Origin of the sequence: Neorhizobium alkalisoli, from assembly GCF_007829835.1 — a bacterium.
Taxonomy (GTDB): domain Bacteria; phylum Pseudomonadota; class Alphaproteobacteria; order Rhizobiales; family Rhizobiaceae; genus Neorhizobium.
On record NZ_VIWP01000001.1, the window covers coordinates 509244 to 536069 of the forward strand.

At 61.6% G+C, this 26826-nt stretch carries 25 protein-coding genes; 11 read left to right on the forward strand and 14 right to left on the reverse strand.

Annotated features, from left to right (window positions below):
• Window positions 1–7 precede the first annotated feature (7 nt).
• The 6 genes from FHW37_RS02325 to FHW37_RS02350 all read left to right on the forward strand — a co-directional run bounded on the left by FHW37_RS02325 (window position 8) and on the right by FHW37_RS02350 (window position 6425).
• Window positions 8–1450: an FAD-binding oxidoreductase gene (locus tag FHW37_RS02325; protein WP_145631989.1), complete on the forward strand. Its 1443-nt coding sequence runs from the start codon at window positions 8–10 to the stop codon at window positions 1448–1450.
• Window positions 1451–1475: 25 nt separating this feature from the next.
• Entirely contained in the window at window positions 1476–2195 is a 720-nt protein-coding gene (locus tag FHW37_RS02330) for a FadR/GntR family transcriptional regulator (RefSeq protein ID WP_145631991.1), read from the forward strand.
• A 206-nt stretch (window positions 2196–2401) separates the two neighbouring features.
• Window positions 2402–3541, forward strand: a complete 1140-nt coding sequence (locus FHW37_RS02335; RefSeq protein ID WP_145633787.1) for a fumarylacetoacetate hydrolase family protein — start codon at window positions 2402–2404, stop codon at window positions 3539–3541.
• Window positions 3542–3575: 34 nt separating this feature from the next.
• Window positions 3576–4109 carry a TRAP transporter small permease gene (locus FHW37_RS02340; protein WP_145631993.1) on the forward strand — a complete coding sequence of 178 codons (534 nt, stop codon included), beginning with the start codon at window positions 3576–3578 and terminating at the stop codon, window positions 4107–4109.
• Entirely contained in the window at window positions 4109–5386 is a 1278-nt protein-coding gene (locus FHW37_RS02345; protein ID WP_145631995.1) for a TRAP transporter large permease, read from the forward strand. Before FHW37_RS02340 ends, FHW37_RS02345 begins: the two co-directional genes overlap by 1 nt.
• 31 nt (window positions 5387–5417) lie before the next feature.
• Entirely contained in the window at window positions 5418–6425 is a 1008-nt protein-coding gene (locus FHW37_RS02350) for a TRAP transporter substrate-binding protein (RefSeq protein WP_145631998.1), read from the forward strand.
• A gap of 100 nt (window positions 6426–6525) precedes the next feature.
• Here the strand turns inward: FHW37_RS02350 and FHW37_RS02355 are convergent, their stop codons facing one another.
• The 6 genes from FHW37_RS02355 to FHW37_RS02380 all read right to left on the reverse strand — a co-directional run bounded on the left by FHW37_RS02355 (window position 6526) and on the right by FHW37_RS02380 (window position 12181).
• The gene (locus tag FHW37_RS02355; RefSeq protein ID WP_145633790.1) at window positions 6526–7194 is read right to left on the reverse strand and encodes a gamma-glutamylcyclotransferase; all 669 of its coding nucleotides are present in this window, start codon (window positions 7192–7194) and stop codon (window positions 6526–6528) included.
• A 118-nt stretch (window positions 7195–7312) separates the two neighbouring features.
• Window positions 7313–8155, reverse strand: coding sequence for an alpha/beta fold hydrolase (locus FHW37_RS02360; RefSeq protein ID WP_145633793.1), 843 nt, complete (start codon window positions 8153–8155; stop codon window positions 7313–7315).
• A gap of 596 nt (window positions 8156–8751) precedes the next feature.
• Window positions 8752–10011 carry an ABC transporter substrate-binding protein gene (locus FHW37_RS02365; RefSeq protein WP_145632000.1) on the reverse strand — a complete coding sequence of 420 codons (1260 nt, stop codon included), beginning with the start codon at window positions 10009–10011 and terminating at the stop codon, window positions 8752–8754.
• Window positions 10012–10013: 2 nt separating this feature from the next.
• Window positions 10014–11060 (reverse strand): aldo/keto reductase, encoded by a 1047-nt coding sequence (locus FHW37_RS02370; RefSeq protein WP_145632002.1) that lies wholly within the window; start codon window positions 11058–11060, stop codon window positions 10014–10016.
• Window positions 11061–11070: 10 nt separating this feature from the next.
• On the reverse strand, window positions 11071–11430 hold the full coding sequence (locus tag FHW37_RS02375) for a TIGR04076 family protein (RefSeq protein ID WP_145632004.1): 360 nt from the start codon (window positions 11428–11430) through the stop codon (window positions 11071–11073).
• The gene (locus FHW37_RS02380; protein ID WP_145632006.1) at window positions 11423–12181 is read right to left on the reverse strand and encodes a GntR family transcriptional regulator; all 759 of its coding nucleotides are present in this window, start codon (window positions 12179–12181) and stop codon (window positions 11423–11425) included. Before FHW37_RS02380 ends, FHW37_RS02375 begins: the two co-directional genes overlap by 8 nt.
• Window positions 12182–12289: 108 nt before the next feature.
• On the opposite strand from FHW37_RS02380, the gene FHW37_RS02385 reads away from it, so the two are divergent.
• Genes FHW37_RS02385 through FHW37_RS02405 form a run of 5 tightly spaced genes read left to right on the forward strand, consistent with a single transcriptional unit; the run spans window position 12290 to window position 17222 of the window.
• On the forward strand, window positions 12290–13099 hold the full coding sequence (locus tag FHW37_RS02385) for an ABC transporter ATP-binding protein (protein WP_145632008.1): 810 nt from the start codon (window positions 12290–12292) through the stop codon (window positions 13097–13099).
• Window positions 13096–13866: an ABC transporter ATP-binding protein gene (locus tag FHW37_RS02390; protein WP_145632010.1), complete on the forward strand. Its 771-nt coding sequence runs from the start codon at window positions 13096–13098 to the stop codon at window positions 13864–13866. The genes FHW37_RS02385 and FHW37_RS02390 overlap by 4 nt, the downstream gene beginning before the upstream one ends.
• Window positions 13863–14774 (forward strand): branched-chain amino acid ABC transporter permease, encoded by a 912-nt coding sequence (locus tag FHW37_RS02395; protein ID WP_145632012.1) that lies wholly within the window; start codon window positions 13863–13865, stop codon window positions 14772–14774. The genes FHW37_RS02390 and FHW37_RS02395 overlap by 4 nt, the downstream gene beginning before the upstream one ends.
• Complete coding sequence (locus FHW37_RS02400; protein WP_145632014.1) at window positions 14771–15754, forward strand: branched-chain amino acid ABC transporter permease; 984 nt, start codon at window positions 14771–14773, stop codon at window positions 15752–15754. The genes FHW37_RS02395 and FHW37_RS02400 overlap by 4 nt, the downstream gene beginning before the upstream one ends.
• 4 nt (window positions 15755–15758) lie before the next feature.
• A complete protein-coding gene (locus FHW37_RS02405) occupies window positions 15759–17222 on the forward strand; it encodes an aldo/keto reductase (RefSeq protein ID WP_145632016.1) in 1464 nt (487 codons plus the stop codon).
• A gap of 112 nt (window positions 17223–17334) precedes the next feature.
• Here the strand turns inward: FHW37_RS02405 and FHW37_RS02410 are convergent, their stop codons facing one another.
• From FHW37_RS02410 to FHW37_RS02445, 8 genes are all read right to left on the reverse strand, one after another.
• Entirely contained in the window at window positions 17335–18267 is a 933-nt protein-coding gene (locus tag FHW37_RS02410; RefSeq protein WP_145632018.1) for a dihydrodipicolinate synthase family protein, read from the reverse strand.
• A 66-nt stretch (window positions 18268–18333) separates the two neighbouring features.
• On the reverse strand, window positions 18334–19119 hold the full coding sequence (locus FHW37_RS02415; protein ID WP_145632020.1) for an SDR family oxidoreductase: 786 nt from the start codon (window positions 19117–19119) through the stop codon (window positions 18334–18336).
• Between the two features lie 40 nt (window positions 19120–19159).
• Window positions 19160–20377, reverse strand: a complete 1218-nt coding sequence (locus tag FHW37_RS02420) for a M24 family metallopeptidase (RefSeq protein ID WP_145632023.1) — start codon at window positions 20375–20377, stop codon at window positions 19160–19162.
• A gap of 76 nt (window positions 20378–20453) precedes the next feature.
• Complete coding sequence (locus FHW37_RS02425) at window positions 20454–22130, reverse strand: ATP-binding cassette domain-containing protein (protein WP_145632025.1); 1677 nt, start codon at window positions 22128–22130, stop codon at window positions 20454–20456.
• A complete protein-coding gene (locus FHW37_RS02430; protein ID WP_145632027.1) occupies window positions 22127–22945 on the reverse strand; it encodes an ABC transporter permease in 819 nt (272 codons plus the stop codon). The genes FHW37_RS02425 and FHW37_RS02430 overlap by 4 nt, the downstream gene beginning before the upstream one ends.
• The gene (locus tag FHW37_RS02435) at window positions 22938–23891 is read right to left on the reverse strand and encodes an ABC transporter permease (protein ID WP_145632029.1); all 954 of its coding nucleotides are present in this window, start codon (window positions 23889–23891) and stop codon (window positions 22938–22940) included. The genes FHW37_RS02430 and FHW37_RS02435 overlap by 8 nt, the downstream gene beginning before the upstream one ends.
• Before the next feature lie 4 nt (window positions 23892–23895).
• Window positions 23896–25446 (reverse strand): ABC transporter substrate-binding protein, encoded by a 1551-nt coding sequence (locus FHW37_RS02440; protein WP_210249256.1) that lies wholly within the window; start codon window positions 25444–25446, stop codon window positions 23896–23898.
• A gap of 81 nt (window positions 25447–25527) precedes the next feature.
• Window positions 25528–26697 carry a M24 family metallopeptidase gene (locus FHW37_RS02445; RefSeq protein WP_145632033.1) on the reverse strand — a complete coding sequence of 390 codons (1170 nt, stop codon included), beginning with the start codon at window positions 26695–26697 and terminating at the stop codon, window positions 25528–25530.
• Window positions 26698–26826: the final 129 nt, after the last annotated feature.

Below are 26826 nucleotides of genomic sequence, written 5' to 3' on the forward strand. Positions count from 1 at the left end.
CCCTGACATGACCGGAGAAACCAGCGCGATCGAGGCGCATCGATCGTCCTTGCGTGCAATGCTCGGCGAGGATCTGGTCTTGACGGGTATCGAGGAGATTGCCCGCTACTGCCGTGACTGGCATGGCGATGTCAGCAGCAGCGCCGTTGCCGTCGTCAGGCCACGATCGACCGCGGATGTCGTGGCTGCCGTAAAGGCCTGCCGGGAACTTGGTCTTTCGATCGTGCCGCAGGGCGGCAATACCGGTCTCGCGCTTGGCGCAACTCCCGATGCGCCCGAGCGCGAAGTGGTCATCACTCTCGAGCGGATGAACCGGATCAGGACCATCGACCCGGATGATTTTTCCGCCGTCGTCGAGGCGGGTTGCATCCTCTCCGAACTCAAGGATGCCATTGCCGAAAAGGGCATGTTCTTCCCGCTCGCGCTCGGCGCACAGGGAAGCTGCCGGATCGGCGGCAATGTTTCGACCAATGCCGGCGGCATCAACGTTCTGCGTTATGGAATGACCCGCGAACTCGTGCTTGGCCTTGAGGTTGTGCTGGCGGATGGTAGCCTGTTCGAAGGCCTTTCCACCCTGCGCAAGGACAATCGCGGCATCGACTTGAAGCAACTCTTCATCGGCGCCGAAGGCACGCTCGGCATCATCACCGCGGTCTCGGTCAAGCTGTCGCCCTATCCCGACAATGTCGCAACCGCGCTTTTGGGCCTCGCTTCGCTCGATGATGCGATCAGTCTTTTCCGGCGCGCTCGCCGCGACTGCTGCGACCTGATGTCGGCCTTCGAATTCATGCCGCCGCTCGCCTTCACGCTGGCGCGCGAGGCGATGCCCGACCTGCCGATCCCGATCTCGGGCGATTACCCCGCCTATGTCCTGATGGAGATCTCGGGAAGTGGCCTCGTCGACGTCGACGATCTGATGGGCCGTTTTCTCGAAGGCGTCATGACGGACGGTCTCGTTGTCGATGGCACGATCGCATCCTCGCAGACCCAGGCGCGCAATCTCTGGCTGATCCGCGAAGGCATGAACGAGGGGCAGGCCAAACGCGGCTCGCATATGCGCAGCGACGTCTCCGTGCCCCTTTCCCGCCTCGCGGCTTTTGTTGCGGAAGCCGAAGAGGCAATTGGCAAGGCGCTTCCGAACTGCATCAGCGTCTCTTACGGCCATGTCGGCGACGGCAATGTGCACCTGAACGTCCTTCCGCCCAACGATATGACGGGCAAAGCGAGGACCGACATCATCTATGCGGCAAAGAACGCGCTGAACGAGGTGGTCGACCGGTACAATGGCAGTATCAGCGCCGAGCACGGTATTGGCCGCCTGAAACGCCCGGACTTCGAAAGCCGGCTGCCGGAGACCCATCGCAAGCTGCTGACCGCAGTCAAGACGGCGATCGATCCAAATCTGCTGCTCAATCCGGGATGCCAATTGAATCTTTCCGCAATCTCGTAGAAGACCGTCTGCGGAGGAGACAAAAATGGTCGTGGCGGATTTCAATCAGATCAAACGAAGTGAACATCTGCCGGCCCGGATCGCCGCGCAGATCGGCCGGGAGATCAGCGAAGGTCGTATCGCGCCCGGAGACAAGCTGCCGACCGAGCATATTCTCTCCAAGACATTCGGCGTCAGCCGCTCTGTGGTGCGTGAGGCGATCGCGCATCTGCGCAATGAGGGCCTGGTAGAAACCCGCCAGGGTGTCGGCGCCTTCGCGACGGATCTCGAACGCCGCCAGTCGATCCGGATCGAGCAGGAGGACCTGACCGACCGCGCCAGCTTCCGCCGCCTTTTTCAGCTGCGTCTGCCGCTGGAGATCGAAGCCGCGGGACTGGCTGCCATGCATCACGGCCCGGCAGATCTCGCCAAGCTGGATGAAAGCATGGCACGCATGTCCGGCACCGAAAAATGGACGGATGAGGGCATTCTTGCTGATCTTGTCTTTCATCGACAGATCGCTGCTGCGACCCAGAATGAATATTTCCTGACAGTTCTGGGTTTCGTCGCAGAACGCATCCACCTCGCCATCAATGCGGCGCGCGCTGCGGCCGTTCTGGAGGAAATCGTCGAAGTGACGATCGCCGAGCATACGGCCATACGCGATGCGATTGCGGCCCGCGACCCGAACGGGGCGCGGCTTGCCATGCGTGCTCATCTGGTCGGCGCCGCCAGCCGAATCGGGCTAGATCTTGAGGTTTTCTAGGACTTTACTGACGCATTGATAGCAGTAAGGTCGTTTTGGGAAGCCATTGGGAAAGCTTTTGCAACCCGACTGGACAGGCGCCAAAACTCTCTCTACAAGAGAACGTGGAGCAGTTGTCAGACATCCTGACAAGAGGAGGGCGAACCCAGGTTCGCATCAAGAGGAGGAACCGCGCGGTGAATGCCGAGCAGTCGATTACCCGTGAAATGATTCTGCCTGAAGCCGCGTCCGACGCGTTGCTGATCGGTCGTGTCTGGTCGAACAAGGCGAATGGCCCCTGTCCCGTGCTTGTCTCGCAGGATGCGTCGCAGACCCTGTTCGATCTCTCGTCGCTCGCACCAACCGTCTCCCAGCTGCTCGAGCTGGATGGTCTTGTCGCGGCACTGGCGGACAAGTCACGTTTCGACGATCTCGGTCCGCTCGATGCATTTCTCGACGGTACGGCAGGGCAGCTCCTTGCACCCAACGATCTTCAGGCTGTGAAGGCTGCAGGCGTCACCTTTGCCGACAGCATGCTGGAGCGGGTGATCGAGGAACAGGCCAAGGGCGATCCGCTGCGAGCACAGGATATCCGCAAGCAGCTGGCACCGGTTCTGGGCGACAACCTCAAGGGCGTCGTTGCCGGGTCGGAAAAAGCTTCCGAGGTGAAGCGCCTGCTGCAGGACATGGGTCTCTGGTCGCAATATCTCGAAGTCGGCATCGGCCCGGACGCCGAGATCTTCACCAAGGCACAGCCAATGTCTTCAGTCGGCTGCGGTTCGCTGATCGGCATTCATCCAAAGTCCGAATGGAACAACCCGGAGCCGGAAATCGTCCTCGCGGTAACTTCGGCTGGTAAAATCGTCGGCGCCGCACTCGGCAACGACGTCAACCTGCGTGACTTCGAAGGCCGCTCGGCGCTTCTGCTCAGCAAGGCGAAGGACAACAACGCGTCCTGCTCGATCGGACCATTCATCCGCCTGTTCGACGAAAAATTCACGATCGAGGACGTGAAGTCCGCGTCGATCTCGCTTTCCGTCAGGGGCACGGACGGTTTCGAAATGACCGGCTCGAGCCAGATGAAGGCGATCAGTCGTTCGCCGGAAAATCTGGTCGGACAGCTTCTTAACGACAATCATCAATATCCGGACGGTGTTGTCTTCTTTCTCGGCACGATGTTCGCGCCGGTGAAGGACCGCCGTGGTGCGGGCCTCGGTTTCACCCACGAGATCGGTGACGTTGTGGAAATTTCCACGCCGAAGCTCGGTCGCCTGGTGAACCGGGTGGAACGCAGCGACAATTGCCCTGCATGGACATTCGGCCTTTCGGCCCTGATGGGGAACCTGGCACGCCGCGGTCTTTTGTAGGACGCGGCCTTTTGTAAGACTCCGGGAGGGGAGCATGCAAAGAACAATCGATCTCTTTTTCAAAGCGCTGGAAATATTGCTGATCACGCTTTTGTCCGTCATGGCGATCATGGTCTTCGTCAATGTCGTGCTGCGTTACGCATTCAATTCCGGCGTGACCGTATCGGAAGAGCTGTCCCGCTACTTCTTCGTCTGGCTGACCTTTGTCGGCGCGGTCGTCGCCTTTCGCGAACACGGCCATCTCGGCGTTGAAACGCTGGTCGCCCATTTCGGCCGCACGGGCCGGCTGATCTGCATGATCCTGTCGAACGCCCTCATCCTCGGCTGTTCGGCTATCTTCTTCTGGGGCACCTGGCTGCAATATGACATCAATGCCAGCATGACCGCTCCAGTCACCAAGATCTCGATGATCTGGGTCTATGGCATCGGCCTCTTCACCGGCGCCGGCATGTCGCTGATCGCTCTGGAGCGGCTTTTCCGTTACCTGACCGGCCGCGTCACGGATGAGGAAATCGCTGCCTTTGCCGGCGAAAACCTCACAATCGAGCAGATGGCGGAGCGTACCTGATGACCCTTATCGTCTTCATCGTATCCCTCCTCGGCGCCATGGCGATCGGGGTTCCGGTCGCCTTCTCGCTGATCTTCTGCGGTGTCGTGCTCATGTGGTACATGGACATGTTCAACACCCAGATCATTGCCCAGAACATGATCGCCGGTGCTGACACGTTCACGCTTCTGGCCATTCCCTTCTTCATTCTTGCCGGCGAGTTGATGAATTCCGGCGGCCTTTCCCGCCGCATCATCGACTTCGCCATTGCCTGCGTCGGTCACATCCGCGGCGGCCTCGGCATCGTCGCGATCATGGCGGCGATCATCATGTCGGCGATTTCGGGCTCGGCTGCGGCCGATACTGCAGCGCTCGCCGCCATCCTGATCCCGATGATGGCCAAGGCGGGCTACAATATTCCACGCTCTGGCGGCCTGATCGCCGCCGGCGGCATCATCGCACCGGTCATCCCGCCATCGATGGCTTTCATCGTCTTCGGTGTCGCGGCGAACGTCTCGATCACCCAGCTTTTCCTCGCGGGCATCTTCCCAGGCATCCTGATGGGCGCTTCGCTGGTCATCGCCTGGCTGATCGTTGTGCGAAAGGACAATATCCAGCCGCTGCCCAAGGCACCGATGGCCGAACGCCTGCGCGTAACGGCACGTGCCGGCTGGGCACTCGGCATGCCGGTGATCATCCTCGGCGGCATCAAGGCCGGCATCATGACCCCGACGGAAGCGGCCGTGGTCGCTGCGGCCTACGCACTGTTCGTCGGTGTTTTCATCTACCGCGAACTCAGCTTCAAGGAACTCCCGCACGTCATCCTGCGGGCGGCCAAGACGACTTCGGTCATCATGTTCCTCGTCTGCGCGGCGCTCGTCTCGTCCTGGCTGATCACGGCTGCCAATATCCCGGCTGAAGTTTCGGGTTATATCGAGCCGCTCATCGACCGGCCGATGTTGCTGATGTTTGCCATCATGCTTCTGGTTCTGGTCGTCGGCACAGCGCTCGATCTCACGCCGACCATCCTGATCCTGACACCGGTTCTGATGCCGATCATCAAGCAGGCAGGCATCGACCCGGTCTATTTCGGCGTACTGTTCATCATGAACAACTCGATCGGCCTGATTACCCCGCCGGTCGGCGTCGTGCTCAACGTCGTCAGCGGCGTCGGCCGCATTCCGCTCGGAAAGGTCACGGCCGGTGTCTGGCCGTTCCTGGTTGCCGAAACAATCGTGCTGTTCCTGCTCGTCCTGTTTCCGGATCTGGTCATCGTGCCCGCACGCTGGCTGCACTAATCTTCACCACTCTCATTCATTGGAGGATAAAATGAGAAAACTTCTACTGGCTACCACCGCTCTCGCAATCGCCTGCTCGGCTGCCGCCGCTCCGGCCTTCGCCGAATTCAAGTCGCGCAACATCCGCGTCTCGAACGGCATCAATGCCGACCACCCGGTCGGCAACGGCATCAAGGCGATGCAGGCCTGCCTCGACGAAAAGTCGGGCGGCAAGATGAAACTGACGGCCTTCTGGGGCGGCGCACTCGGCGGCGACCTGCAGGCAACCCAGGCCCTGCGCTCCGGCGTTCAGGAAGCCGTCGTCACCTCGTCCTCGCCGCTGGTCGGCATCGTGCCGGCGCTCGGCGTCTTCGACCTGCCCTTCCTGTTTGCCAACAGCCAGGAAGCCTACAAGGTGCTCGACGGCAAGTTCGGCGACATGATGAACCAGAAGCTGGATGCTGCCGGTGTCGTCAATCTCGCTTACTGGGAAAACGGTTTCCGCAACCTGTCGAACTCTGTCCACCCGGTCACCAAGTGGGAAGACTTTTCGGGGATGAAGGTTCGCGTCATGCAGAACAACATCTTCCTCGACACCTTCCAGAACCTGGGCGCCAACGCGACCCCGATGGCCTTCGGCGAAATCTTCTCGGCGCTGGAAACCAAGGCGATCGATGCACAGGAAAACCCCTATGTAACGATCGACACCTCGAAATTCTTCGAAGTGCAGAAGTACATCACCGAGACGAACCACGCCTACACGCCGTTCCTCTTCCTGTTCTCGAAGGCGATCTTCAACACCTACGCGCCTGACGAACAGGCAGCGCTTCGCGCCTGCGCCATCGTTGGCCGTGACGTCGAGCGTCAGGTCATCGGCGACCTCAACAAGAAATCGCTGGAGAAGATCAAGGCAGCCGGCCTGCAGGTCAACACGCTTGCTCCGGAAGAACAGGCGCGCATCCGCGAAAAGTCGATGGTCGTCTATGAAAAGCACAAGGCCGAGATCGGCGCCGACGTCGTCGATGGCATCATCGCCGAACTGAAGGAAATCCGTAAGTAATTGCGGCGGCCGGGCCTTGCCCGGCCTCCATCCACCAGAAGACCCGCGGCGTCGAACACCGCGAGTCTTTTTTCGCGTCTAGGCAATCGATTTTCGGCGGTCAGCCCTTGGTAAGCTCTTCGGCCACCAGTGCCTGAAGCTGCCACAGATTGCGGTCACGAATGCCTTCTTCGCTGAGATCCGCGACCGTGTTGCGCAGATATTGCGCACAGGATCCCGCCGGGCCACAGGCTCTGGCAATCGCCGATGCGGCTTCGACAAGCGGGACCGGCGTCGTCAGCGCATGGCGTTTGGTGCTGGCCCAGAAAGTCAGGGCGCGTTGCGTTCCATGCGCAGTTTTCACGGGCAGCCAGCGGACCATGTCGACCACCTCGCGATACGGGATCTCCCGCGCAAGCAGCGCCCGCAGATCCTGCCGGCGGCTTTCCTGAGACAGACGAAGGATCAGCCCGTCGCAACGGCCGCCCCGTTCAAGCGCCATCATCAGACCGGGCTGGGCGCTGGTGGCACGCCATCTTTCGATCCGAAGCGAGAACGCACGGTGCCAGCCATAGGCCGTCGCCCGCTCGCGGGCATCCACCTTGAATTCCGGGTTCCAGATCAGCGAGCCATAGGCAAAGATCCAGATCGGATCAGGCCCAGCCTCACGATCGATCTTTTCCGCAAGCGCGTCCAGTTCGTCTTCGGAATGCAGCGTCCAGCGGGGCTCCGGCCCTTCATCGGGGACAACCCTCAGGGTCAGCGCCACCAGTTCCGGCGTAAGCAGCATGACATCTCGGCTGGCAGTGGTCATTTCCATCTTCTTTACTCGGCAGATAGTCGGATCTGAAACATGATAGCCCGGATGCGGCAAGCCTGCCGCATCCGGGTTTTTCGTTCTTTTGGTATCAAGCCTTGACGAAAGCGAGGAGATCCTCGTTCAGCACGTCTGCATTGACGGTGAGCATGCCGTGCGAGAAGCCCGGATAGGTCTTGAGCTGGCCGTTCTTCAGAAGCTTGGCCGATTTCAGGGCCGAGTCCGCGATCGGCACGATCTGGTCGTCTTCGCCATGCAGGACCAGCGTCGGCACCGTGATCGCCTTCAGGTCTTCCGTCTGGTCGGTTTCGGAAAAGGCCTTGATGCCGTCATAATGAGCCTTGGCACCACCCATCATGCCCTGACGCCACCAATTCTGAATCACACCTTCCTGAACCTTGGCGCCGTCACGGTTGAAGCCGTAGAACGGGCCGGCCGGAACGTCGCGGAAGAATTGCGCCCGGTTGGCGGCAAGCGCTGCACGGAAACCGTCGAACACTTCGATCGGCAGGCCTTCCGGATTGGCGGCAGTCTTCAGCATCAGCGGCGGAACGGCCGAGACGAGGACCGCCTTGGCGACGCGGCCCGAGGGCTGGCCATGTTTTGCGACATAACGGGCAACTTCACCGCCGCCGGTCGAATGGCCGATATGAACGGCGTTCTTCAGGTTCAGATGCTCGACGACGGCAAAGGCGTCGGCGGCATAATGGTCCATGTCGTGACCTTCAGAAACCTGGGCCGAGCGGCCATGCCCACGGCGATCATGGGCGACAACGCGAAAACCCTTGGAGAGGAAGAACAGCATCTGCGCATCCCAATCGTCGGACGACAGCGGCCAGCCGTGGTGGAAGACGATCGGCTGCGCGTCCTTCGGACCCCAATCCTTGTAAAAGATGTCTACGCCGTCCTTGGTGGTTACGAAACTGTTGGTCATGGTCTTATCTCCTGTGATTGTCTGATTGTCATGGGTCGCAGCATTGGCTGCGAAAGAGGAACGGCTGGAAAGAGCAGCGCCGGCTGCGAGAACGGCACCGGCAAGCAGTGCGTCGCGGCGGCGAATGGGAAGGGTTGGCTTGGTCATCGTCTGCTCCTGTCGGATCTGGTTTGACTTGGCCGGCTGCGTTTCGTGCGGCCTTGCGTTTGTCTATGCAGGGATAATGACGGGTAGAGCTGAAACCAACAATTGCAATAATATTGTCGATTGAATTGCGGATATTGCAATAATTGCCGAATGCAATTTTGGATAAGGGGACTTCGGGTCCTTGCTGTGTCTTACAGGAGATATGACAGACACAATCATCGTCGCGCAAAGCCGCGCTTTCGTAAGCGGGCTGCAGCCTTTGGATCTTCGAAAGCCGGCACGGCCTCGTAGCGATCAAGTTTTGTGATTCATGCAGTCGCGGTTTGGCGAACCAATTCGCAGAATGGCCTCTGTCTTGCGCGAGGCGCAATAGCTTTCAATCATCTGCAGTTCGTGCAGAGAGAAACGAGGCAAGGCACGCGCGAGATCGTGCCTTGCCCATTCATGGATTACTTCGCGGCCTTGATCTTGCCGACCTCTTCGGCGCTCATCTCGCCGACCGTCGTGACTTCGCCATTGGCGATCTTCCACAGACGGAACGGGCCGGTAATATCGCCATACTGGTCGAAGCTGACCGGGCCGATGACGCCCTCATACTTGACCGGCTTGCCGTCCTTGATGAGCTTCAGCGCCTTTTCGAACTCGGCCTTGCCGGCATGGATCGGCGTGCCGCCTTCGGCCACGACCTGCGGCATGGCGGCCTTGATAGCCGCGGCATCCGACTTGCCGGCCTTGGCGATTGCCAGTGCCACGATCGCACCCGCATCATAAGAACGGTCCGCAGCCGGCGCAGATGGCGAAATGCCGCCGGAGAAGGCCGAATAATTGGCGTTGAAATATTCGGTCGACGCCGTCGGGCTGGTGCCGGACGAGGTGCCATAGGCGTTTTCGAGATATTGCGCGCCGACGCTTTCGATGAAGTCCTTGGAGTTCATGCCGTCATTGAGCAGAAACGTCTGCTTGCCGCCGCCTGAAACCCAGGCGCGGGCAATCGTCGCGCCATCGACCGGGGTGCTGACGAGATAGAGCGCATCCGGATCACCGGCCATGGCGGCGCTGGCTTCCGAGGCATAGCTCGACTGCTTTTCGTTATAGGGCGTGGTCGTGGTGATCGTGCCGCCGAGCTTCTTGTAGGCGATCGAAAACTCCTTGACCATGTTGACGCCGAAGTCGTTGTTGACGTTGATGATCGCGATCTTCTTCAGACCCTGGTCGATCGCGAACTTTGCAGCGGCCGTGCCCTGAAGCGCATCAGACGTGATGGTGCGGAAGAAGACGCCATTGGTCTTGCCGTCGCGGCCGAGCGAAGTCAGCGTCGGCGAGGAGGAAGCGGGCGAGACCTGCACGACGCCGGCGGGTGCGGTGACCGAGGTCAGGATCGGGATCGAGACCGACGAGATGATGCCGCCGATAATGACCGGCACTTTCTTGATATTGACGAGCTGGGTCGCCTGATCGACGGCGACGTTGCCCTGGCTCTGGCTATCGCGCGTATCGGCAACGACCTTGCAGCCACCGACGCCACCAGCATCGTTGAAATCCTTGAACGCCATGGCGACGGACTTGGCGCCGGCCTGACCGTATTCACCGGCAGGACCGGTCAGTTCCATGACGAGGCCGACGGTGATGTCGCAATCAGCGGCAAGAGCCGGTGCTGTCGAGGCGGCGAGGCCTGCGACCATAGCGGAAAGCAGAAGTGATTTTCTCATCGTTATTCCCCTTTGTTGAGATTGTATTTCATGATGCTGCCGTGCCGCCCCTCGCGGTCACGCTCCAGCGTATAAACGTCGCCTTCGAGCGGCTTTGCCTCGGCAAGCACCGCCTCGATCTCGGCACGATCGGCCTCCGTCAGCCGGATATCGGCAATCGCCAGATTGGACGCGAGATGATCGCGATTGCGCGCGCCGACGATGACGGCGGCGACACCCGGCCGCGTCAGCATCGCAGCGCTGGCGACCGTGGCGATATCGACGCCGTGACGGTCAGCGATCTTCCGCAGTGTCGAAAGCAGCGCCTGGAACAGGTCCCAGCCACCAAAATCGTCGATGATCAGCTTGTATTTGGTAAGCGAGCGGTTTTCGAGCGGATGCTCCGGCTCCGGTTTTCCAAGCCAGCGATCGCCCAGAAATCCGCCGGCCACCGTGCCGTAGCAGAAGAGTGCGAAATTATTGTCAGCCGCAAGCTGCACCATCCGCTTTTCCGGGCGGCGGTCGAGCAGGGAATATTGCAGCTGCAGCGAGGTGAAAGGCACGCCGGCGCCGATGATCGCCTCGATATGGTCGGTATCGAAATTGGTGCCGCTGACCTTGTCGATCTTGCCTTCCTGCTGCAGTTCCTTCAGCCACACGGCCGTCTCCAGCCAGCCGGGAATATCATAGGCCCACCAGTGGAACTGCACGAGATCGAGCCGCTCCAGGTTGAGCCTCTTGCGGGACGTGTCGATGACACCCTCAACATAGGCCTTGCTGATATTCGGTAGAACCGTGAGATCGGGCACGAATTTCGTATGAACCCTGATCTTCGAGAGCGCCTCCTGCCCCCGCAGATCGGCATAACGCAGCCGGAATTTTCCGATCAGCTCCTCCACACCGGTATAGATATCGGCGCAGTCGAATGTGGTGATGCCCGCATCAGCGAAGGCGACCATGTCCTCTACCGCCGTCTCGGCATCGATCGGCCCATGGCCGCCGGCCATCTGCCAGCCGCCGCGGATGACCCGCGAGATCTCGTAATTCGGCTGGATGGTGATGCGTTGCATGTCGTCTTACCTATTCGTCATTCGATAGTGTGGGTAACGGGACGGCCGTCGTCTCGGCATGGCTGAAACGGCGCAGGCCCGTGCGGGTGATCCTCAGCCGGGTCGAGCAGTTCGGATCCGGACAGGCGATGTCCGCATCCGTCGTCATCCAGTCGTTCCTGTGGGTCGGGCGCTGCTTGGCGGCCAGAAGTGGCAGGACGGAAGCGAGCGAATAGATGGAAATCCCCTGCCCCGGCGGCAGATGCAGCATCTCGCCCTGCAGGGTGAAATGATCGCCGGGCCTGGCGCCGCAATAAACGGCGCCGCCTTCGGGGATGACCACATCGACCCTCAGATCAAAAAGCTCGAACCCGTCGTCCCGCTCAGCCATCGCTCACCTCTTTCGTCGCGGCCTGTTCCTGATCCAGCCGGCCACGGATGAGATCGAAGGAACGGCTGATATCATTGGTCAGCGCCTGCAGCGCGGCCGCCGGATCGCGTCGTTCCAGGGCTTCGATCAGCGCCCAGTGATGGTCGGTCGCTGCCAGACCACCGTGTTCGTCATGGATATGGGCGGCCTTGCGGATGATCGCGCCGGATTGCAGCCAGAGGCTTTCGACGATCGGGATCAGCACCGCCGACCGCGCCGCCTCATAGATGTGGAAATGGAAACGCTGGTTGAGCTCCGACGTGACCTGACCGATATCCTTGCCATGCCGCTCGAAGGCCGCGTCGCAATCGAGATTGATCTGCTTCAGGACGGCGAAATCGTCTTCCGTCAGGTTGGGCAGCGCCAGCACCACCATCTGCCCTTCGATGAGAATGCGCGCCCGCGCCAGATCGTCCAGCCGCTCGCGCGTAATCAGCGGCACACGCACGGAGCGGCTCGGCAGCGCTTCCAATGCCTGTTCCGACACGAGCCGGCCGAGCGCCTCGCGCACCGGCATGGTGCTGGTCTGGAGGCGTTCGGCAAGGTCAACGATGCGCAACACATCGCCGGCATCGAACATGCCATTGATCAGCGAGCGACGCAGCTGGGTATAGACACGCTCATGCAGCGTTTCGCGGCCGACCGGCGCCAGCACGTCGCGTGCAGCGGCACCTTCGGCCTTCTCCCGCGGCTTTCGCGCCTGAACCGCCATAAACCTCTCCCGTTTTTGCCTTGATCGGCCCGTTTTTCGGGTTGCTTTTCCGTTGGCGGTAAAGTTTGATCAAACATCAATCATCAAATCAAGAACCTTTCTTCGCCGATGCCTCTGCCCAAGACCGATACCGCCGAAAATCCTGCCAGCGCCCGAACCGCGGTGGTCGAGGCGCGCAATCTGGTGAAGCGGTTTCAGGGCATGACGGCCGTTTCCGACATGTCACTGACACTTAGCGCGGGCGAAATGGTCGGACTGATCGGCCCGAACGGCGCCGGCAAGACGACGCTGTTCAACCTGATCGCCGGCTCGCTGAAACCGACTTCCGGCGAGATCTGGATCGGCGGGCGCGACGTCTCGCAGGACAGTCCGGAAAAACGCATCACACGCGGTGTCGGCCGCACGTTTCAGATCCCCCGGCCCTTTCTGGACATGAGCGTGCTCGACAACGTGCTTGCCGGCGCGCAGGCGCAGGATGGCGAAAAACTGTTTGCCAATTTTCTGCGCCCCGGCCATGTCCGCCGACAGGAACAGGCGGCACGGGAAAAAGCCCGCGCGCTTCTCGATTTCGTCACCCTCTCCGGTCTCGAAAGTCAGCCGGCAAAGGTGCTCTCCGGCGGCCAGCGAAAGCTGCTCGAACTTGCCCGCATCTTGATGGCCGATCCGCAGGCGATCCTGCTCGACGAGCCGGCCGCCGGCGTCAATCCGGCTCTGCTGGAGACGATCATGAAACGGGTCATCGCCCTCAATGCGCAGGGCAAGTCGATCCTGCTGATCGAGCACAATATGGACATGGTCTCGCGCCTTTGCTCGCGCGTCGTCGCCATGGCGCAGGGCAAGCCGCTTGCCGAAGGCACTCCGGCCGATGTGGCCGCCGATCCGGCCGTGATCGAAGCCTATCTCGGAGGTGCGGCATGAGTGGTTCCGCATCCACCACGCCCGCGCTCGAAATGCGCGCTCTCGTCGCCGGTTACGAACCGGACCTGCCGATCGTCCGTGGTGTCAATCTTTCTGTCGCGCCGGGCGAACTTCTCGTTCTCCTCGGCCCGAACGGCGCCGGAAAGTCGACCTTAGTCAAGGCGATCGCCGGCGTCGTGCCGATCCATTCCGGCAGTGTCACGCTTGCCGGCCGCGACATCACGCATGTGCCTGCCCATCGCAAGATAGCACAGGGCCTCGCCTTCGTGCCTCAGACCGAGAACATTTTTGCGACACTCAGCATCCACGAGAACCTGCAGCTTGCGGCAGCCGTGCTGCCAAAACAGCTGCGGGCGGACAGGATCAAGGCGCTCTACGAGCGTTTCCCCGATCTTGCGACCGCTCCCTCCCGGCTTGCCGGTGCGCTTTCGGGGGGACAACGCCAGATGCTCGCCGTGGCACGGGCACTGATCGTCGATCCGCCCGTCGTCATCCTCGATGAGCCCTCGGCCGGCCTCTCGCCAAAAATCGTCTCAGAAGTGTTCGAGATGCTTCAACAAATCAATGCCGCCGGTGTCACCGTCATCCTCGTCGAGCAGAACGTCAAGGCAGCGCTGAAGATCGCCAGCCGCGCCGTCATTCTGGTCGAGGGCCAGATCCGCCACGAGGGCGCCGCCGCCTCGCTGCTCGACGATCCGATCGTCGCAAAACTCTATCTCGGCACGGGACACGCGCAGAACCATTCCGTCGGAGCGGAACAGCCATGAACCCGCAATTTCTGATGGATGGCCTGATCGCAGGCGCGATGATCGGCCTCGGCGCGATCGGCGTGACGCTGACCTATTCGATCCTGCGCTTTGCCAACTTCGCCCATGGCGAGCTTCTGTCCTGGGGCGCCTATCTCGCCATGGCGGTCAGCGGCGCGCTCGGCATGCTTTCGACCACGCTCGTGAAGCCGATAGCGCCCTTTTCCTTCGGCTGGTCGCTGCCGATCGCAGCCGTCATCGCCATCCTCTTGACCGGGCTTCTGGCGCTCGCCGTCGACGCGCTTCTGTTCGGACGGCTGCGCCGACGCGGCAGCGCCGTCATCATTCTGGTGATGGCAAGTTTCGGTGCGTCGCTGGCACTGCGCAGCCTCTTGGAATTCATCTTCACCTCGAAACCCGCCTATTACACCAAGGCGCTGCAGATCGCGGTCAAGCTCGGCGGTGGCCTGCGCGCCACTCCGGACCAGCTTCTGTCGCTCGGGCTCACCCTCGTCGCCGTCATCGCCATCCATCTTCTGATGACACGCACGAGCATCGGTCGCTCTATGCGGGCGGTCAGCGAAAACCCGGCGCTGGCCGGCATTGCCGGGGTCGATGTGCGCAAGGTGATCCGCGTCGTCTGGTTTCTGGGCGCTGCCCTTGCCTGTATCGCCGGCATCATGACCGGGCTTCTGGTCCAGATCCGGCCCTATCTCGGCCATGACCTGCTTCTGCCGCTGTTTGCCGCCGCCATCCTCGGTGGCATCGGCAGCGTGCCGGGCGCGATGTTGGCCGGCCTGATCGTCGGCCTGTCCGAAGCTGCCGCTGTGCAGCTGGTCGGGGCGGAATGGCGGGCAGCCGTCTCCTTCGTCATCCTCGTGATCGTGCTTCTGGTGCGGCCGCGCGGCCTGTTCGGGAGGGCGGCATGAGCCTCGATATTCTCGCCTATGGCGCCTTCTTCCTCACCATGGCACTGACCTACGCGATCATGTGCCTCGGCCTCAACATACAATGGGGCCAGACCGGCCTCTTCAATGTCGGCATCGCGGCCTTCGTCGCGATCGGCGCCTATGTCTCCGCCATTCTGACTACGCCGGAAACACCCGATCGTTTTGGCGGCTTCGATCTGCCGATCGTAGTCGGCTGGCTTGGCGCATCCATCGCCGCGGGTCTTGCCGCCTGGCTTGTCGGGGCGCTAACGATCCGGCTGCGCTCCGATTATCTGGCAATCGCCACCTTCGGCGTCGCAGTCTCTGTTCAGCTCTGCGTGCTCAACATCCAGCCGCTTACTGGGGGCGCGTTCGGTGTCGGCTTCATCCCGCGCCCCTTCGGTAGCCTCGCCGGCAATCCGCTCACCTTCAGCCTTGCCAATCTGGCGCTGACAGCCTGCGTCGTTCTTGGCCTCTATCTCGCGCTCGAACATCTGACGAAAAGCCCCTGGGGCCGAGTCCTGCGGGCAATCCGTGAGGACGAGGTCGCGGCACAGGCGCTCGGCAAACGGCCAATCCGTTTTCGCCTTCAGGCCTTCACCATCGGCGGCGCGATCATGGGGCTGGCGGGCGCCGTTCAGGGCCACTTCATCGGCTTTATTGCGCCAGACAATTACCTGCCGATCCTGACCTTTCAGGTCTGGGCCATGCTGATCGTCGGTGGCTCCGGCAACAATCGTGGTGCCATTCTCGGCGCGGTGCTGGTCTGGGGTCTCTGGGCACTGACCGCCGCAGCCGTTTCCGCCTTCGTGCCGCCGGAACAGCAGGCACGCGCCTCCTCGCTGCAGATCGTGGCGATCGGCGTCGGCCTCTGCCTCATCCTGCTCCTGCGCCCGCGCGGCATTCTCGGCGAAGGCCGGTCGTCGATTGCCGGACGTTTCAAACCGAAATCCAAGGCCCAGCAGAAATTCAAGGAATGATTCCATGAGCCAGTCTCCCGAACGTATTTCGATTGCCGGTGGCCTGTCGATCAGCCGCCTCGTCTGCGGCCTGTGGCAGGTCGCCGATATCGAGAAGAACGGCACCGTGATCGATCCGGATACCGGCGCCGATGCCCTGCAGGCCTATGCAAATGCCGGTTTTGATACGTTCGACATGGCCGACCATTACGGTTCGGCCGAACTGATCACCGGCCGGCTTCTGTCCCGCTACTCAGACTCCCCAAAACGCCCGATCGCCTTCACCAAATGGTGCCCGGAACCGGGTCCGATGACACGCGACGTCGTGCGCCGCGGTGTAGAGGAACGTCTGCGCCGGCTCGACACTGACCGGATCGACCTTCTCCAGTTCCACTGGTGGACCTTTGAACATCCCGCCTGGCTGGACGCCCTGCACGAAATGCAGAAGATGAAGGACGAAGGCTTGATTTCGGCGCTCGGCCTCACCAATTTCGATGCCGCCCATCTGGCCGTCGCACTTGCCGATGGCATCGAGATCGCCACCAACCAGATCTCTTTTTCGCTGGTCGATCGCCGTGCCGCCGGCCCCCTCTTCGATCTTTGCGAAAAGACCGGCGTAAAGCTGCTGGCCTACGGCACGCTCTGCGGCGGTTTTCTTTCTGAAAAATGGCTCGGAAAATCCGAGCCGACCGAGATCGCCGACTGGAGCCGTTCGAAATACAAGCGGTTCATTGATACCGCCGGCGGCTGGGATGCTTTCCAGGGCATCCTGACAGCGGCCGCTGCTATCGCCCGCAAACATCAGGTCTCGATTTCCAATGTCGCCAGCCGCTGGGTGCTTGAGCATCGTTCGGTCGCAGCCACGATCATCGGCGCACGGCTCGGCGAAAACGAACATCGCGACGACAATCTCAAGGTCTTTTCCTTCACGCTCGACGATGAGGACAAGGCAGCTCTCGATGCAGCTTTTGCGGCGACAAACCCGATCCCAGGCGATTGCGGCGACGAATATCGCAAACCGCCCTTCCTCACCGCCTCAGGTGACCTCAGCCACCATCTCGACGCCATTCCGTCGATCTATACGGCCGAGCCTGTGCCCGGCAGGCCGGGCCGGATGCGCGTCTCTTCCGGCAGCATCTGGGAACCGATCGCCGGCTACAGCCGCGCCGTCAGGATCGGCGACCGCATCCTCGTCTCCGGCACGACGGCAACCCATGCCGCCGATCGCTGCGTGGCGCCGGGCGATCCGGGTGCACAGGCGACCTATATCCTCGATAAGATCGCCGCCTCGATTTCCGCGCTCGGCGGCAGCATGGAGGACGTGGTGCGCACCCGCGTCTATCTGCGCGATGCCAACCAATGGGAACCGGTCTCACGCGCCCATGGCCGCGTGTTTTCGACCGTCCTGCCAGCCAATACGTTGATCGAGGCGGGTAATCTGGTCGGCAATTACGAAGTCGAGATCGAGGCAGAAGCGATCTGCGGCTGAACACAGCCAAGTGCACTCGAAGCCGTAAGGCTATCTGCAAGGGTTGCTAGGGTATGCCCGCAAGGATGGCAAACGGGGCGGTCTCTGCCGCCCCGGATGCTTCAGATATCGATCACGCCTTCAAGGCAGCGCGCGCGTCCTTCTTTGCGAGACGCTCCAACAGATAATCCACTTCCGCCCGCGCTTTCGGCGTCAACATCTGCGCCGGCTTGCGCTGGGCATCCGAAGCGATCACGCCGCGGCGCTTGAGCACGTGCTTGCGCACGGCAAGACCGACGCCGAGCTGCTGTTCGTAGCGGATCAGCGGCAGATGCGCGTCGAACAGGTCATGCGCCTCGTCGCGCTTATCCGCCGCGAACAGGCCGACCAGTTCCGTCAGCATGTCCGGGAAGCCGTAACCGGTCATCGCGCCATCGGCACCGCGTTCCGGCTCGAAATCGAGGAACATGCCGCCATTGCCGCAGAGGATCGAGAACTCGCGCAGCTCGCCAGCAGCCTGCATGGCGCGCAGTTTCGAGATCTTTTCGAGGCCCGGCCAGTCCTCATGCTTCAGCATCAGGCAGGACGGATGGTTGCTCATGATCTTCGCGATGACGCTGTTTGCCATCACGACGTTGAGCGTCAGCGGATAGTCTTGCAGAACCCAGGGAACGTCATCGCCGATCGCTTCGACAGCGCTGGCGAAATAATTGACGATCTGGTCATCGGTCTTGAGTGCCGGCGTCGGCGCGATCATCACGCCGGCAGCGCCCATATCCATCGCGCTTTTTGCCAGCGAACGCATGGCGGCAAAACCTGGCGCAGAAACGCCGACGATGACCGGAACCTTCGCACGCGAGACGACACGCTTGATGATCGCCCGGCTTTCATCCGGCTCCAGCTTTGGCGCCTCGCCCATGATGCCGAGAATGGTGATGCCCGTGCAGCCGCTCTGCTCGTAAAAATCCGTCAGGCTGTCGACGGAGTTGAAATCGATCGATCCGTCCTCAAGAAACGGTGTGGCGGCGATCGCATAAACGCCCTTGGATTTCGTGCCGAATGTCATGTTTCTCTCCCTCCGTTCAAAAGCATGGGGCCGGCCGAAGCCGCGGCTTTTGATCTCCGTTTCTAGTCAGATATTGGCGAGAAGGCCACCGTCGATGCGGATGACCGAGCCGGTGATGTAGGACGCGCGGGGGCTGGCGAGGAAGGCGACGGCATCACCATATTCCTGCGGATTGCCATAACGCCCGACCGGGATCGAGGCGGTGCTTTCCGCCGAGACATCGGCAACCGGGCGATCTTCACGCTTGGCCTTCTGCTCATCGAGAAAGACGATACGGCCGGTGGCGATGCGGCCCGGAAGGACGACATTGGCGGTGATGCCGTCACGGCCGATTTCCCGCGCCAGCGTCTTCGACCATCCGACCAATGCCAGTCGCAGGCTGTTGGAAATGCCGAGATTTGGGATGGGCGCGACGACGCCCGACGAAGTCGAGGTAATGATGCGTCCCCAGCCGCGTTCCCGCATGGGCGGCAGGACCGCATCGGTGACGGCGATGACGGAGCGGACCATGCTGTCGAAATATTTCGACCATGTCTCGGGCGCCTGACCGGCAGCTGGCGTTGGCGGCGGGCCACCGGTATTGTTGACCAGCACATCGACGGGGCCGAAGGTCGAGGCGATCAGCGACAGGCGTTCCTCGATCACGGATAGGTCGCCGATATCCCATTGCAGGGCGAAAGCCTTATGGCCGGCCGCCTCGATTGCTTTTACCGTGGCCTCGGCCGCCGACTGGTCGATGTCGGCGACGACGACATTGGCATTTTCCGCCGCCAGCGCCCTTGCGATCGCGCCACCCAGTCCGCCGCCGGCGCCAAAAACCAGCGCCGTCTTTCCGTTCAGTTGAAGGTCCATGTATGTCTGCTCTTGTATGCTTGGATTTTGATTACCGCTCTCAGCAGCAGTAGAGTTCGACCGGCAGGTCGCTGAACACTTCCGGCGCGCCTTCGGTGATCGCAAAGGTCTGGCCGACACCGGCCGTCAGGCCCGTCGTCGCGTCGGGGATCATGATGTGGACGAAAAATACCATGCCCGGCGTCATGATCAGCGGATTGCCGGAATAGATCATCGGCGGCACGTCCATCCATGTCGGCTTGAAGGTGCAGCCCAGCGCATAACCGCAGGCCGCATAACGCGCCTTGGCAAAGCCGGCATTGTCCAGCACGCGGCGGTGGATATCGTCGAGCGTGCCGAGTGCAGCACCTGCGCGCGCCGCATCCTTGATCTGGTCGAGCGCATCCTTGGCCACGCTCAGCATATCGAGCTGGCGCGGATCCGGCTTGCCGGTCACCAGCGTGTGTTCGATGACGACGTGATAGCGGCAATGCGAGCCGGCGAGTTCGACAAGAATCTGATCCTGTTCCTCGATTTTTCGCGGGCCACCAATACCGCGACCGTAAAGTGCGCGCGGGCCGGAATTGACGAGCGGGCCACCGGACGGAATATCGCCGCCGCCGGAAAGCATCGAGGTCAGGGCCGCGCCTGAAAGAACCGTGTCGGGAATGCCGGCGCGGGTGACGCCGATCGCCGCCCGCACCGCATCGTCGGCCAGCTTGCCGGCCATGCGCACATGCTGCAGCTCGGCTGCCGATTTCACCAGCCGTCCGGTGCGGACAATGTCGGACGCGTCTTCGGTGACGCAAAATCCGTCCAGAGCCTTGTCGACCATACGCGCATTGGCGCCGGTCAGGCCATAGGTCGCATATTCGACGCCGACCTTTTTGCCGGCCAGTCCCTTCTCCGCCATGATGGCGCGCAGGTCTTCGGCAGGATTGGCATTTTCGGCATTCAGCCATACACGGACATCGTCATAAAGCGAGGCCACATTCGCTTGCCGCAGGTCCGGCGTACGGGTCAACAGGACCGTATCGCTGCCATCATCGGCCAGAACCAGTCCGGCCTGGAAGAAGACATAACCGGCCGTATCGTAACTCGTCAGCCAGTAATGGCTTTCCTGCGCAAACACGATCAGCGCATCGAGCCCGCGTTCGCGCATGCGGCGGCGGGTGGCGGCCAACCGGGTGGCGAATTCGCCTGCTTCGAATTTCAGAAGCACATCACGGCCGCCCGGGGTGCGGGCCGAAAATTCCTGGGGTACATACATGGCGTCCATGGCGTCAGTCCGATTGCGGTCTATCGATCATCGATATGGGCGCCATGATCTCGTCGCCCATGTCCTTCTGCAAATCTCAGGCGATGGCCGCTTCCGGAACCGGAACGGCATCCAGCAGCGCCTTGGTATAGGCATCGCGATCGTCCGAACGGGCATCGGGGCGGTCGAAGAAATCGACGAGCTTGCCGTGGTGCATGACGGCGATACGGTGGGCGAGCTGGCGGATCAGGTTGAGGTCATGCGTGATGAACACGCAGGCCGTTCCCGTATCCTTCTGCAGCTTGACCAGCAGCTCGGCGACGGCCGCCTGTACCGAAACATCGAGCGCCGCCGTCACCTCGTCGCAGATGACGAGATCGGGCTCGGCCGCAAACGCGCGGGCAATCGCGACGCGCTGCTTTTCGCCACCGGACAGCTGGTGCGGGTAACGCTTGGCATAATCGGCCGGCAGGCGGACCATTTCCAGCAGCTCGGCAACGCGGGCGGCAACCTTGTCCGCCGGCACGACGCCATAAAGCTTGAGCGGCCGGCCGATAATCGTGCCGATCCGCTGACGCGGGTTAAGCGAGGCATCCGGATGCTGGAAGACCAGCTGTACGCGGCGGCGATAGGCGCGATCGATATCCTTGCGATTGGCAAAGGTCTTACCGGCGAATTCCAGCCTGCCCTCGAAATCCTGTAGGCCGGCCAGAACCTTGGCAATGGTCGATTTGCCCGAACCGCTCTCGCCGACGACGCCGAGAAGCTCCCCCTTGCGAATGTCGATATTGACGCCTTTGGCGCCCCAGAAGCCGGTTGTCTCGGAATCCTTCGGCCAGAACAGCTTTTGCAGCTTTGTCGGCGCGCCATAACGCACGCCGACGTCATCGAGCTTCACGAGCGTCTCCGGCACGGCCGGGGCATCGACGCCGATCCAACGATCCGGGTTCGGCACCGCGCCGATCAGCTGGCGCGTGTAATCGGCCTTCGGCCGACGGAAGACGTCCTGAACCGGGCCGCTTTCGACGATCACGCCTTTATGGATGACCGACACTTCATCGACGACCCGCGAGACGAGGCCGAGATCGTGGGAGATGTAGAGCGCGGAAACATTCGTCTCCTCGCGCAGCTGGTTGAACAGGTCGAGGATCTGTCGCGCGGTCAGGATGTCGAGCGCGGTCGTCGGCTCGTCGAAGATGATCAGCTCCGGCTCGCAGGCGAAAGCGGTGGCGATGACGACGCGCTGCTTCTCACCGCCCGACGCCTCATGCGGGTAACGGCCGAGCATTTCCTTCGGCCGTGTAATGCCGGTGCGGGCAAGCGCCGCCTCGGCATAGGCATAGGCCTCGATCTTGGTCAGGCCGCGGTGGCGCATCAGCACTTCGGCGATCTGCTCGCCGATCCTGATCGTCGGATTGAGCGAGGTCGACGGGTCCTGGAACACCATCGACATGCGGCTCCCGCGGATATCCGCCATCTGCCGCGGCGAAAAGTCGAGCATTTCCTCGCCGGCCAGACGGATGGCGCCACCGGTCTCCACCGCATTCGGCGGCAGATAGCGCATCACCGACCAGGCCATCGACGATTTGCCGGAGCCGGATTCGCCGACGAGGCCGACGGTCTGGCCCTTGCCGATGGTGAGGTCGATATTCTTCAGCGCCGAAACGAGGCCATTGTCGGTGCGGTAGGACAGCGAATAGTTGCGGATCACGAGCGCCGGCTTTTCCGTCGAGGAATTGGCGTCGGTCGCGACAGGGGCGAGCGAAACGGTCAATGGCTTCTCCTCGGGTCGAGGGCGTCACGCAGGGCGTCGCCGAAAAGGTTGAAACCGAGGGCGGCCATGGCGATCGACAGGCCGGGAATGGCCACGCACCACGGATTGCGGAACATGAACTGGCGCGCTTCGGCAACCATCAGCCCCCATTCTGTGCTCGGCGGCTGAGCGCCGAGGCCGAGGAAGCCAAGCGTGGCACCGATCATGATGGCGAAGGAAACGCGGATGGTGGATTCGACAACGATCGGCGAAAGCGCATTCGGCAGAACTTCGAAGGTGACGATGTAGAAACCGGATTCGCCGCGGGCGACGGCGGCCCGGACATAATCGCGGGTCCGCACCGAAAGAACCGCACTGCGGGCGATACGCGCCATACCGGGCGTGAAGGCGATCGCGACCGCGAGCAGGGCATGTTCCATGCCGCCACCGAGAACCGTGACGATCAGAAGCGTGAAGAGCAGATCCGGAACCGCCAGCAGGCCGTCGAGAATGCGCATGATCGTCGAGTCGACCCAGCCGCCGGAGACGCCTGCAATGACACCGATGACCGAGCCTATGCCGACGCCGATCGCGGTGGCGAAAAGGCCGAAAGCAACGGTGGCGGGCGCGCCGTTCAAGACGCGCGACAGGAGATCGCGGCCGAACTGGTCCGTGCCCAGCCAGTAGGTGGCGGACGGGCCCTGAAGACGGGCGACCGGATGGAATTCCTGCGGATCGAAGGGCGCAACCAGCGGACCGAACAGGGCTGCGAAGAGCACGATTGCAAGCAGGAGAGTGCCGACGACGGCGGTCGGGGACGAGAAGAACTTACGCATAACGAACCCTCGGGTCGAGCAGGGCAATGACGATGTCCGAGACGAGGTTGGACACGGCATAGATGCCTGCGAGAAGCAGGGTGACCGCCTGGATGACCGGCAGATCGCGGTTTTCGAGCGCATACATCAGAACGCGACCGAGGCCCGGCCAGGCAAAAATTTCCTCAACGACGATGATGCCGCCCAAGAGATAACCGATATCGAGCGAGATGACGGCAACCGCCGGCGCCAGCGAATTCGGCAGCGCGTGGCGGCGGATCACCCGGCGCTCGGAAAGCCCCTTCAGGCGCGCGGCGCGAACATAGTCGGAAGACAGGACTTCCGACATTTCCGAACGCACCTGGCGGGAAACGTGGGCAAGCAGGATCAGGCCGAGCGTGACGGCCGGAAGCACGATATGGGACGCGAACCCGCCAAGATCTTCCCAGGGCGCGACGAAGCCGCCGGCCGGGAATGGCCCGGTATTGGGTGCGGCGAGGAAAACGAGCAGCAGGGTCGCCGTGACGAATTCCGGCAGGGCCGTACCGAGATAGGAAAAAAGGCCGATGATCAGGTCGACCGCCGTTCCGCGCTTCAGTGCAGCCAGCGCGCCGAGCGGAATGGCGATGATCGTGACCGCGACGAGCGCGGTCACGGCAAGCAGAGCCGAGTTGAGGAAAGCCTCGCCGACCACCTGGGTGACCGGCAGGGACAATCTCAGGGACATGCCGAAATCGCCGTGCAGCAGAATGCCGGAGACCCAGCTGTAATATTGCATGTACCAGGGCTGATCGAGATGCAGCTGTTTCTGCAATGCCGCAACCGCATCCGGGGTGGCATATTCACCCAGGATCATGATGGCAGCATTGCCCGGCAAGATCGCGGTGATCGCAAACACCGCGAACGTGACGATCACCAGCACCAGGATGATGGCGAGCAAACGCCTGATCAGATAGCCCCAGCTCATGCCATCAAGCCTTGTTCAGCCAGACGTTCTCGACGTAGAAATAGCGGGACAGCGGTGCGATCGTCCAGTCTTCCGCACCCTTGCCGCTTGCCGTCAGGATGTCTTCGAAGATCGGCACGATGTAAGGCGTGTCCTTCAGCTGCAGTTCCTGCGCCTTGGCATAAAGCTCGCGGCGCTTGCCGTCTTCGGTCGTCGCGCGGGCTTCGTCGATCAGCTTGTCGAAATCCTTGTTCTTCCAGGCCGTGTCCTCGTAGGACGCGTTGGAGGTCAGGAGCAGGTTGAAGGTGGCGTCTTCGGTGGCCTGCATGCCCCAATAGCCCATGTAGAACTGACCCTTCATCCATACATTGGCGAGATAGGTATCGTGCGACATAGTCTCGACTTCGATGTCGAAGCCGGCGGTCTTTGCCATTTCCTTGACGGCGACGGCAACCTGGGCGCGGATGGCCGGGCGGTTGGAGGCGACGAGCTTGATCTTGATGCCGTCCGGATAACCGGCTTCGGCGAGAAGCTTCTTGGCGGCAGCCGGATCATAGGCGATTTCCGGCGTCTTGATCGCGTACTGGAATTCCGGCGACAGGAGGTTGTCGTAAGCGGGGCGGCCAAGGCCTTCGAGGACGATATCGACGAGCGTCGGACGATCGATCGCCATGGCCAGTGCCTTGCGGACGCGCACGTCGTCGAACGGCTTCTGGTCCTGGCGCATGGTGATGTTGACGAAACGGCCCGAGGGAACGCGCTTGGCCTTCACACCGGTCGCCTTGGAGATGCGATCGAAATCGGCCTGCTGGACGACCAGCATGACATCCATCGAACCGCCGAGGAAGTTGGCGCTTTCGGCAGCTAGATCCGGGAAGAGGTGCATTTCGACGGCATCGAGATAGGGCTTGCCGGCCATGTGATACTTGTCGTGCTTGACGAGGCGGACCATGCGGGCGCTGTCATAGGTCTCGAGCTTGAACGGGCCGGTACCGTTGGCGGTCGTATCGAGCTTTTCCTTCGGGCCGGACAGGGCGACCTTGGAAAGGATGCGGGCATTGGCATGCGCGGTCGAGATCGGCAGGTCGGCAAACGGGGTCTTCAGCGAGAACTTGACGGTGCTCGCATCGACGGCCTCGATCTTGTCGATCATGTTGAGGACCGAACGGGCAGCGGCCGGAACGTTCTTGTCGAGGATCGCCGTGAACGTGGCGACGACGTCATCCGCCGTGCAGGGCGTGCCGTCATGGAAGAAGATGTTCTTGCGCAGGAAGAAGGTGAAGGTCTTTGCATCGGCGCTGGCTTCCCAGCGTTCGGCGAGATCCGGCACAGCCTTGTTTTCCGGGCTCATGCGGGTAAGGCCCGAATAGAGCATGTCGACGACCGGGTATTCGGCCGGGCCGGAGCAGTTCAGGACGTTCAGCGTCGCGATGCGCGTCGAATGGCTGATCTTCAGCGTGCCGCCGGCCTTCGGCGTGGCGGCTGCCAGCGCGTCGGAAACGTCAATGCCCGGGAGGAGTGCGGTCGCCGCCATGCCCATGACCATGGTGCGGCGCGTAATCATGAAAGTTGTCATCATTTCCCTCTGAGTGTTGGTTCGACATAAAGCCGGGCGGCATTGTTTTTATGGTTTTCCCGGCGGAATTCTTGGGATCCGTCAGCTGATCACCGTCAGCTCGTCCGGCAGGCCGGTCAGGATTTCAGGCGCGCCTTCGGTGACGAGCAGCGTATGGCCGACACCCATGGCAAGCCCCGTATCCGCATCGCCGTTCATGACGTGGTAGAACAGCGTCATGCCCGGCTGGCATACGGTCGGATTGCCGGAATAGATCATCGGCGGCACGTCCATGCTGGTCGGCGCGAAAGTGCAGCCGACCGAATAACCGGTCGCGCCATAACGGGCGCGCTTGTAGCCGCCCTTGTCGAGGCCATCGGCATAAACGTCGAAGATTTCGCCGAGCGTCGTTCCGGGACGGGCGATATCGGTCATCTTCTGCAGGGTTTCGCGGCCGACATCATACATCTTGCGATGCGCATCCGAGGCCTTGCCGAACAGGATGGTCCATTCGGTCTTCACATTGTAGCGGCGATAGGCAACCGGATATTCGACGAGGATCTGGTCCTGCTCTTCCAGCCGGCGTGGATCGGAGACGCCGCGACCATAGACGGCGCGCGGTCCGGAGTTGAAGAGCGGCGCATTCGGCGGCATATCGGCGCCCTGCCCCAGGATCGTCGTCAGATAGACGGCCTTCAGATCGCTATCGAGAATGCCCGGACGCGATGCAGCGATGACAGCATTGAGCGAGTCGTCGAGAATACGGGACGCCTTGCGGGTATATTCGATCTCGGCCGGCGATTTGACGACGCGCAGCCAGCGGATCAGATGGCGATCGTCTTCCAGCGTGCACCAGTCGCCGATCGTCTGCTGGGTGCGATAGAGGTTCCAGCCGGTGAGGCCATGGGTATTCAGCTCGATGGCGATCTTTTTGCCGCCGAGGCCCAGCTCTTCAAGAATGACCTTCAGATCCTGCGCCGGATTGGCGTCCTCGGCATCCCACCAGATGCGAATATCCTCGATGATGCTCGTCTGCCTGGCCTGGACCAGATCCGGGCGGCGCGTCAAAAGCACCGGCTGACGGCCGTCCGTCGGCACGACGAGGCACTGGTAATAGACATAACCGCCGGTGTCGTAGCCGGTCAGCCAGTACATGCTTTCCTGCGCAAACACGAGCATGGCCTCGACACCGCGCGCCGCAAGTTCCGCGCGCAGCTTGTCCTGTCGCTGCAGATGCTCCCCCCTGGAAAAAGGAAGGTTCGGTTGCGGCATGGCACTCACGTGAGATCCTTTCGACAAGATCGTTAAGCTCGTTGTTGCGTGACACTACGGTTTGGTATACCACTCGTCAACCAGCGGAATACAAAAATTCCGACGAGATGGAAACGCCCTGCGGAATAA